Below are 6287 nucleotides of genomic sequence, written 5' to 3' on the forward strand. Positions count from 1 at the left end.
TGACGGAGTAAATTGGCGATGGGCATCGAATTCATTGCACCGGACGTAGACGAACTGACCCCGAAGATCGCGGTGATCGGCGTCGGCGGCGCTGGTGGCAACGCGATTGCCAACATGATGCGAGCGGATGTCCAGGGCGTCGACTTTCTGGTCGCAAATACTGATGCGCAAGCGCTGAAGCAGTCGATTGCGCCCCAGAAGATTCAGCTGGGCGCAAAGATTACGCAGGGCCTGGGTGCCGGCAGCCGTCCGGAAATCGGCCGCGCTGCTGCCGAAGAGACGATCGAGCAGGTGGCAAAGCTGCTCGAAGGTGCTCACATGTGCTTCATTGCTGCTGGCATGGGCGGTGGTACCGGCACTGGTGCTGCTCCGGTCATTGCCAAGGCCGCGCGGGACATGGGCATCCTCACCGTCGGTGTGGTGACCAAGCCGTTCGCCTTCGAAGGTGCACGGCGCGGCAAGTCCGCTGAACAGGGCATCGAGGAGCTGCAGAAGTTCGTCGATACGCTGATCGTCATCCCGAACCAGAACCTGTTCCTCATCGCCAACGCCAATACTACCTTCAAGCAGGCCTTCGAGCTTGCGGACGAGGTTTTGCAACAGGGCGTGCGTGGCATTACCGACCTGATGGTCATGCCGGGCCTCATCAATCTGGACTTCGCCGACGTGCGTTCGGTGATGCAGGAGATGGGCAAGGCCATGATGGGCACTGGCGAGGCCGATGGCGACGATCGTGCGCTGATCGCCGCGCAGAAGGCAATTGCCAACCCGCTGCTGGATGGCGTTTCCATGCAGGGCGCGAAGGGCGTCATCATTTCGATTACCGGCGGCGAAGACATGCGTCTGCTCGAGGTTGATGAAGCTGCGAACCACATCCGCGAGCTCGTGGATCCCGAAGCGAACATCATCTGGGGTTCAGCTTTCAATCCGGAACTGGAAGGCCGGATTCGCGTGTCGGTGGTTGCCACCGGCATAGAGGCTGTCGAGCGGACGGAAGCGCCGGCTGCCGAACCGGCTCGCGCTTTCAGCTTCTCGGCGCCGCGCCGCGTCGAAGCGGCTCCGGCAGCGGCGGCTCCTGCTGCCGCCGCGGCGCCGGCGGCGGCACCTGCCGCTGCTCCGGCTCCTCAGCCCAGTGGTGCTGCGGCTGGCGCGATGTCCGCTGGCGTGCCAGCGCCTGGCGCCACGCCGAGTGTTCAGCCGACCGCCGCGGCGCGCGGCGTTGAGGAAGCGGCCGGCGACGAACTGCTTCTCGGTAGTGACACGATGGTGCCGACGCCGCAGCCTGCCGCATCTTCTGCTGCACCTGCCAAGGCGGAAGAGCCGCGCGTGTTCGGCGACGATGATGCTCAGGAAGCGCCACGTCGGCGTTGGCTGTCGGGCGGCGAGGGTTCGGCCGACGTGCCGCCGCAGCCGCGGGTGAAGCTGGGCGGAACGCTGTTCGAGCGGATGCAGAATGCATCGCGCGGCACGCAGAAGGGAGCAGATGACGAGAGCAAGGATGCGCTCGACATTCCGCGGTTCCTTCACCGTCAGAACAACCAGTAAGATACGGGTGGGCAAGGGCGATCGGCATTCGTCGGTCGCCCCGTGCGGCTCGGCGCGTCCACGCGCCGGGCTCATTGCTCGTTAATAGCCGCTCGTCCTAACGCAGTTATCCATGTCGATTGCTCGCCCACTGATCCTCGCCGCTGCGCTCGCCGGCGCGCCGGGCGCACTCGCCCAAGCCTATCCTGGTCCGCAGGTACAAACGGTGCCGCGGCCAACGCCTGATGCCGACGCTCTCGCTAACGCCATGCGGCGGTTGGGCTCCAATCCGCGCGATCTTTCATCGTTGATTGAGGCAGCCGAGCTTTCGCTCAAGCTGGGTGACGTCAATGCCGCTGCTTCGCTGCTGAAGCGGGCCGAGAATGTCGATCCGATGAACGGTCGGGTGAAGGCAGGAATGGCGCGCATCCTCGTTACTCAGGAGCGCCCCGGCGAGGCACTTCGATACTTCGACCAGGCCGTTGGCTACGGCCTCGACCCGCGCACCTTTGCTGGCGATCGCGGCCTGGCCTACGACCTAATCGGCGAACAGGAGCGGGCACAGCGCGACTATCGGGTGGCGTTGAAATCCGGCGGCACGGATGAAGTTCAGCGCCGCTACGCCCTGTCGCTGGGCATCTCCGGGCGGCGGCAAGAGGCTCTGGATGCGATCGCGGACCAGCTGCGCCGCAACGATCGCAGCGCGTGGCGCGTGCGGGCCTTCGTGCTCGCCATGACCGGTGACGTGCCGGGGGCCGAGAAAATCGCCAACACCATGATGCCGCCGGGAATGGGAGCGGCGCTGGCGCCTTTCTTCGCTCGTCTCGGCGGACTCTCGTCGGCGGACCGGGCCTTTGCCGTTCATTTCGGAGAGCTGCGCGCCACGCCTCAGCGCCTGGCGGACGCGCGGCTCGTTCCGGCGCTTCCGCCACTGCCGCCAGAAGCTACACGTCCAGTACAGGTCGCCTCAGTCGCAACGGCTGCGCCTGTGTCCGCGTCCGCATCGCGGAACGATCGACGCAGTGCTCGGGAGGAGGCGAAGCGCCGCCGCGAGGCTGTCCGCGCGGAGCAGCGGGCGCAGCGTGATCGCCGCAGCGACAGGCCGGCGGTCGCCGTCGCTAGTGCAACCGCCGTGCGGCAGCCCACGATCGAACCCACCGCTTTTCAGCCACCACGATATGCGGGGGTGGCATTCGCGCCGTCCAAGCCCGTGGTCCAGACTGTCCCGGCTCCTGCCAGCAGCGCCGCTCCTGCTGCTCCCGCATCGGCCGGCCCGCTTCCTGTGTCGGCAACCTCCACATCCGGCAGCAGCCTGGCCGCGACCGGTGGCACTGCACAGCCCCCGGCCCAAGCCGTGCCAAGCCGACCGGTCAGCAGCACTCTGGCCGCTCTGAGTGGATCAGCCTCGCCAAGTGCTACGAGCGCCGCTGCGTCCCCCGCGCCAGCGGTCGCGTCGCGGCCTCAAGTGCTGGCGAGCGCGAGTTCGGCAACGTCGACCAGACCCGGCTCGATCACGCCGGCGACGCCGGCTGCGCTGCCGGCCAGCTCGGCGGCCGCCGTGACTTCCGAACCGCCGCCCGCCGCCGCCATTGCACGCACGGCACCGACAAGGCCGGCGCTCAGCGAAGATACGGTCCTCGCCCGTATCATGGCGGGGATTTCCATCCCGGGTTCTGAGCTGGGTGTTGCTCCGGTGCGGCCACCTGAATCAGTCGCGCCGCCGGTTCAGGCCTCAGCGCAGACTGGTACGTCCTCGGCCACGCCGGCTGGCAGCGCTGCGGCGGAGGCGCCCGGCAAGTTGACCGGCACGGAACGGCCTGAGCAACAGGAAAGAGCCGAGCCAGTTGCTCCTCGCCGCGCCGCCGCCCCGGAGAAGCCGGCGTCTTCCGCGGTCAAGGCGGCCGACTCTAAGCTCGCCGCGGCTAACGGGCAGGGCGGCAAGGCCGTTAGCAGCAAGGAAAAGGCCGCGACCGCCAAGGAAAAGGCGGCTGCAGACGCAAAACAGGCCGGAACCGACGTCCTAACTGCCAGCGCCAAGAAGCGAGCTGAGGCTAAAAAGCAGGCTGACGCCAAAAAGCAGGCTGATGCCAAAAAAGCGGCAGACGCTGCCAAGGCGGCGAAGGCGGAGCCAGCACGCATCTGGGTTCAGGTTGCGGGTGGCGCGAATAAGGATGATCTGCCCAAGGCATGGGCTGCTGCTCAGAACAAGGCGGCTGCGCTGAAGGGTAAATCGGCCTATACGACGCCGCTTCGGCTTACCAACCGTGTCCTGACTGGCCCGTTCAAGACGGAGCAGGAAGCGCGCGAGTTCGTTAACACCTTGTCCAAGCAGGGCATTTCCGCATTTCCGTTTACCAGCGAAGAAGGTCAGAAGATGACGAGGTTGCCAGCCAAGTGACGATGCTTGCGCCCTGGGCTTCTAACCCGGCGCACAGCAGGGGCCGCCTTCACGAAGAACAAAGCAAGTCCGGCGGACAGGGTGAACGTGGCCCTCGCGACGCTTATCAAAGGGATCGCGACCGGATCGTCCACTCGATCGCATTCCGGCGGCTGCGGCACAAAACGCAGGTATTCCTGGCTCCGGATGGCGACCATTTCCGCGTTCGGCTGACCCATAGCCTCGAAGTGGCGCAGATCGGCCGGACGATTGCACGCACGCTGGGTCTGAACGAGGACCTGACGGAGGCGCTGTGCCTCGCTCACGACATTGGCCATCCTCCCTTCGGACATGCTGGGGAGGACGCCCTCAAGGCTGCGATGGCGGCGGCCGGCGGCTTCGACCATAACGGGCATACCCTACGAACCCTGATGCGGATCGAGCGCGCTTACCCGCGCTTCGATGGGCTGAACCTGACTTGGGAGACGCTGGAGGGCCTGGCGAAGCATAACGGCCCTGCGCGTCACCCCGGCTGGGCTCTGGCAGAGGCTGACCAAGAAGCCGATCTGGAGCTTGGTACCTACGCCAGCCTCGAAGCGCAGGTAGCGGCGCTGGCCGACGACATTGCCTACGACAATCACGACATCGATGATGGGCTCCGCGCTGGGCTTCTGTGCGTCGATCAGTTGCTGGCGGTCCCACTTGTCGCCCGTGGTTGGGAAAGGGTGCGGGCGTTGTTCCCCGACGTTAGCGAACGGCGCCAGGGTCGCGAGTTGGTGCGCAGCCAAATCGGCGTGATGGTCAACGATTTGCTTGAGGAAACCCGGCGCCGCATCGCGGACTCAAAGGTCGGGTCTGTAGCGGACGTTCGCGCCGCAGGTCGGGCTTTGGTCGCCTTTTCGGATGAGATGCGGATAGCAGAGCGCGACTTGAAGCGCTTTATGTACGCCAACCTCTATCATCATCCCAAGCAGCTCGACGCGGCGGCGTCAGCGCATCAGATCGTCGCAGGCTTGTTCGCAGCGTTTCATCAGGATCCTGCCATCCTTCCGCAGGAATGGCGCGCGAGCGTGCCGGATGGTGAGCCCGGCTTCAGCCGGCACATCGCGGATTACATTGCAGGCATGACCGATCGCTACGCCATTCGCGAATACGTCCGAGTCGTCGGTGCGGTGAGCATGCCCGACGGGTTCTAAGTTTCGCCGTCGGGCAACCTCTAGCTTAGTTCTTCAAGCGCCACCCGCGCCGCAACAGCGTGTAGCACAAGATGCCCAGGGCGATATCAAGCGCCAGCACGACTGCGCTGCCGAGCGCGACCGGGGAGTCCGCGATCCCCAAGAAGCCATAGCGGAACCCGGAAATGACATAGAAAAACGGATTGGCGTGGCTGATCGCCTGGAAAACAGGCGACAGCCGATCCACGGAGTAGAAGGTCCCGGACAGCAGCGTCAGCGGCGCCACCACGAAATTGGTAACAGCCGCAGCGTGATCAAACTTCTCCGCCCAAATGGACGTGAGTACGCCCACAAGAGCGAGGAAGATCGAGCCAAGCAGGCCGAACCAAAGCACAGCAATCGGGTGTGCAGGTGCGACATGCACACCAGGCCAAAGCGCCATTGCGAGCCACACCGTCAGGCCGACGAGAAAGGCGCGCGTCACGGCGCCGCCGGTAAGCGCTGCCAGCAATTCCGCAGTGGAGAGGGGCGGCATCAGATAGTCGACGATCGTTCCCTGGATCTTGCCGACCAGCAGCGAAAAGCTGGCGTTTGCGAAGGCATTGTTCAGCATGCCCATTACGATGAGGCCCGGAGCGACAAAGTCGGCAAAAGCCACCATTGAACCGCCGAGATGAACCTCTCCACGGCCACCCAGAGCGACGGTGAAGATGACCAGGTAAAGGAGCGTGGTGATCGCCGGTGCCCAGATCGTTTGCAGCTGGACCTTGAAGAAGCGGCGCACCTCCTTCACATATAAGGTCTTCAGGCCGCCCCAATTGACGTTCCGAATTGACGGGACGCCTGGCGCGTTCCTGACCAAGGAATTGTCCTGGCCGCCGGATTGCTGGCCAAATGGGGGGTGGCTGCTCATCGCTTGATCGCGTAGTCGCTGCCGCCGCTCGCTGCAACCGGCGTAAGAAGTGAAGGAACGACAAGGCCCATGTCCTGGACCGAGGAACGGATCGAAACACTGCGCAAGATGTGGGAGGGCGGACAGACCGCCAGCCAGATTGCCGAGGCGCTGGGCGGGGTCAGCCGCAATGCAGTGATTGGCAAGGCGCATCGCCTTGGCTTGCAATCACGCCCATCGCCGGTCGTTCCGAAGGACGTGGAGGCAAAGCCGGCTCCTGCACCGGAGCCTGTCGCCGCTCCGCCGCCGCCCCCACCCG

At 65.0% G+C, this 6287-nt stretch carries 5 protein-coding genes; 4 read left to right on the top strand and 1 reads right to left on the bottom strand.

Annotated elements, in window-relative coordinates; translation table 11 throughout:
- The first annotated feature begins 18 nt into the window (after nt 1-18).
- The 3 genes from ftsZ (at nt 19) to LK535_RS09010 (ending at nt 5097) form a co-directional block, all read left to right on the top strand.
- Nucleotides 19-1545, top strand: a complete 1527-nt coding sequence (gene ftsZ, locus LK535_RS09000) for a cell division protein FtsZ (RefSeq protein ID WP_227771549.1) — start codon at nt 19-21, stop codon at nt 1543-1545.
- A 112-nt stretch (nt 1546-1657) separates the two neighbouring features.
- Complete coding sequence (locus LK535_RS09005; protein WP_227771550.1) at nt 1658-3922, top strand: tetratricopeptide repeat protein; 2265 nt, start codon at nt 1658-1660, stop codon at nt 3920-3922.
- The gene (locus LK535_RS09010) at nt 3919-5097 is read left to right on the top strand and encodes a deoxyguanosinetriphosphate triphosphohydrolase (protein WP_227771551.1); all 1179 of its coding nucleotides are present in this window, start codon (nt 3919-3921) and stop codon (nt 5095-5097) included. Before LK535_RS09005 ends, LK535_RS09010 begins: the two co-directional genes overlap by 4 nt.
- Nucleotides 5098-5122: 25 nt before the next feature.
- Here LK535_RS09010 and LK535_RS09015 read toward each other — a convergent pair whose 3' ends face one another.
- Nucleotides 5123-5989 (bottom strand): ABC transporter permease, encoded by an 867-nt coding sequence (locus tag LK535_RS09015; RefSeq protein WP_227771552.1) that lies wholly within the window; start codon nt 5987-5989, stop codon nt 5123-5125.
- A 69-nt stretch (nt 5990-6058) separates the two neighbouring features.
- Between LK535_RS09015 and LK535_RS09020 the strand changes: the two genes are divergently transcribed.
- Nucleotides 6059-6287, top strand: a 229-nt coding sequence (locus LK535_RS09020) for a GcrA family cell cycle regulator (protein WP_227771553.1), incomplete at its 3' end; no start/stop codon positions are given.

This window comes from Sphingomonas sp. IC4-52 (assembly GCF_020707225.1).
Lineage (GTDB): Bacteria > Pseudomonadota > Alphaproteobacteria > Sphingomonadales > Sphingomonadaceae > Sphingomonas.